2 protein-coding genes are annotated in these 2929 nt (G+C 41.3%); both read right to left on the minus strand.

What is annotated here, in order from left to right:
• Positions 1-45 precede the first annotated feature (45 nt).
• Positions 46-1485: a TrkH family potassium uptake protein gene (locus RDS42_RS13810; protein WP_308784168.1), complete on the minus strand. Its 1440-nt coding sequence runs from the start codon at positions 1483-1485 to the stop codon at positions 46-48.
• 11 nt (positions 1486-1496) lie between these two features.
• Positions 1497-2855 carry a Trk system potassium transporter TrkA gene (gene trkA / locus RDS42_RS13815; protein ID WP_308784169.1) on the minus strand — a complete coding sequence of 453 codons (1359 nt, stop codon included), beginning with the start codon at positions 2853-2855 and terminating at the stop codon, positions 1497-1499.
• Between the last annotated feature and the right edge of the window lie 74 nt (positions 2856-2929).

Below are 2929 nucleotides of genomic sequence, written 5' to 3' on the forward strand. Positions count from 1 at the left end.
GACAAGGTATTTTTCATTTTTAGAATATACCTTGTCTCAGTATGATCAGAATTTTTTCCATGTGTTTTTAAAGAATAACAGAAGAAGAGGGAAAATTTCCAATCGGCCTGCCAGCATGTCAAAAATAAGAACAGATTTGGAAAGATAGGAGAAGGAGGAAAAGTTTCCCATAGGTCCTACTATTTCCAGACCGGGTCCGATATTGTTCAGTGTGGCAGCAACAGATGTAAAGTTGGTAATAAGATCAAAGTTATCCAGTGAGATAAGAAGGACGGATCCACAGAATATGATCAGGTATACACTAAGGAAAATGTTTGTAGACCTGAGTGTTTCATGAGGTACCGTTTTCTGATCCATTTTGATCTTCTTTACTGCATTCGGATGCAGGTATAACTGAAATTCTTTACGGGCAGCTTTAAGCAGCAGTACGATACGTGATACTTTAATTCCGCCGCCTGTACTTCCGGCACATGCACCAATAAACATTAAAAGTACCAGAATCGTTTTTGACAGCGCCGGCCATTGATTAAAATCAGTTGTAGAGTAGCCGGTAGTTGTAATAATGGATCCGACCTGAAAGGCTGATTGCTGGAATGCCTGAGCAAAGCCGGAGAACATGTGCCTTGTATTAATGGCAATAAGGATAATGGAAGCCAGGATGATGCCAAAATAGTAACGGATCTCTTCAATATGAAAAGCTGCTTTAAACTTCTTTGTCAGTATAAGATAATAGGCAGAGAAGTTGACTCCAAACAGGATGATAAAAATAGTTGTTACAACCTGGCAATAGGTGCTGTAGCTTCCCAGACTGTCATTTTTTATTCCAAAACCACCGGTTCCTGCAGAACCAAAGGTGATGCAGAGGGTGTCAAATAATGGAACCCCTCCCAATAGCAGAAAAATGATTTGAAGGACAGTCATTCCAAGATAAATGCCGTAAAGGATCTTTGCTGTTGACTGTACCTTGGGAACCAGCTTGCTGACAGAAGGTCCGGGGCTTTCTGCACGCATAAGATTCATATGGTAGCCTCCTGCAAGAGGCAGAAGGGACAGAAGAAATACAAGGACACCCATTCCACCTATCCAGTGGGTAAAGCTTCTCCAGAAGAGGATAGATTTTGGAAGGCTTTCTACCTCAGCGAGGATACTGGCTCCGGTGGTTGTAAATCCTGATACAGTTTCAAATATGGCATCAATAGGATGGGGAATGGAGCCGGAGAGTACAAAAGGAATAGCACCGGTAATACTCAGTACAACCCAGCTCAGTGCTACAGCAACACACCCGTCTTTTATATAAAATACTTTGTTTGATGGTTTTTTTCTTGTAAGAGGAAGTCCAATGACCAGACAGATAATAATGGCGGCAAAAAAGGCAAAAATATCTTTTTCCCCATAGATCACAGCTGTCAGGATTGGAAGTACCATAAATATTGCCTGAAGATTAAAAACCCATCCGACAATATAGGTGATAATACGGTAATTCATGACTGTACTCCTTATTTTTCAAGAATATCGCTGATGTCGCGAAGTCCCTTATGTGTAGTTACAATGATCACATGATCTCCAACCTGAATGGTATCCTGACCTCTTGGAATACGGATCTTTCCGTCGCGGACAAGACTGCAAACCAGAAGATTCTTTTTGAGGTTCAGATCAGCCAAAGGAACTCCTACTACAGGAGAAATATCATGGACAGCAAATTCCAGTGCTTCTGCCTGGCTGTCAAGAATGTGATACAGGGTTTCTACATTACTTCCAATGGTATTCTGCATGGCACGTACATACCGCAGAATGGAATCTGAAGTGATATATTTAGGATAGATCACACTTCCAAGATCCAGCTGGTCAATTACATCTGTATAAGGAAGACGGTTTACCTTAGCCACCAGTTTGCCTTTGGAAATATTTTTGGCAAAAAGAGAAAGGAAGATATTCTCTTCATCCATGTTTGTCAGAGATACAAAAGATTCGACTGTTTCCAGTCCCTCCTCAAGAAGAAGAGAACGATCCGTTCCATCTCCATTGATAATCGTAGCATCCGGAAGCAAGTCACTTAAAAAATCACAGCGTACAGGATCTTTTTCAACAATTTTCACCTGAATCTTTGAGGCGATCAGAGCCTTTGCCAGATAGAAAGAGATGGTTCCGCCACCAATGATCAGACAGTTTTTGACCTGATTGGTCTTTAAACCGATTTTTTTGAAAAACATGGCGGTATTCTGGGGTGTTGCAATAATGGAAACAAAGTCTCCATTGTGTATGATATGATCACCGCCGGGAATTGACAGCTCATCTTTATTTTCTATACCACAGAACAGAATATCACAGCGATACTTTTCTGCTATTCTGGATACGCTCATCCCATCCAGACCGAATTCAGGAAGTACTTTAAATTTTAAAAGCTCTGCTTTTCCTCTGGAGAAAGGATCAATCTTAATAGCGGCAGGAAAACGAAGCAGGCGGGATATTTCCTGTGCAGCAGCGTATTCCGGGTTAATGATCATAGAGATTCCAAGTTTTTCTTTAATAAAGCCGATCTCCTGGCTGTAGATGGGATTCCGGACGCGGGCAATGGTCTGACAGTCTCCTGTTTTCTGCGCGATCAGACAGCAGAGAAGATTTAATTCATCAGATGCAGTTACCGCAATCAGGATATCGGCTGTATTGATGCCTGCTTCCATCAGTGTATTGATACTTGCACCATTTCCTACGATCCCCATGGCGTCAATGTCTTCGGTAACAGCATTTACAGTCTTTTCAATAGTGTCGATTACAGTCAGGTTTATGTCTTCTTCCTGAAGCTGTTCTGCCAGAGTACGGCTGACTTTTCCGCACCCAACGATTATGATATGCATAATTTCCTCCATTGTAAAAATGATATTAATATAAGCGTAATCATTATAGCACTGAACATCATGTTTTTAAATAG

It is taken from the genome of uncultured Blautia sp. (genome assembly GCF_902497045.1).
In the GTDB taxonomy this organism is placed as follows: domain Bacteria; phylum Bacillota; class Clostridia; order Lachnospirales; family Lachnospiraceae; genus Blautia_A.

What these genes read in the sequence shown, in the direction of transcription:
- trkA (WP_308784169.1), bottom strand. Translation starts at nt 2,855, where the DNA reads ATGCATATCATAATCGTTGGGTGCGGAAAAGTCAGCCGTACTCTGGCA.
- RDS42_RS13810 (WP_308784168.1), bottom strand. Translation starts at nt 1,485, where the DNA reads ATGAATTACCGTATTATCACCTATATTGTCGGATGGGTTTTTAATCTT.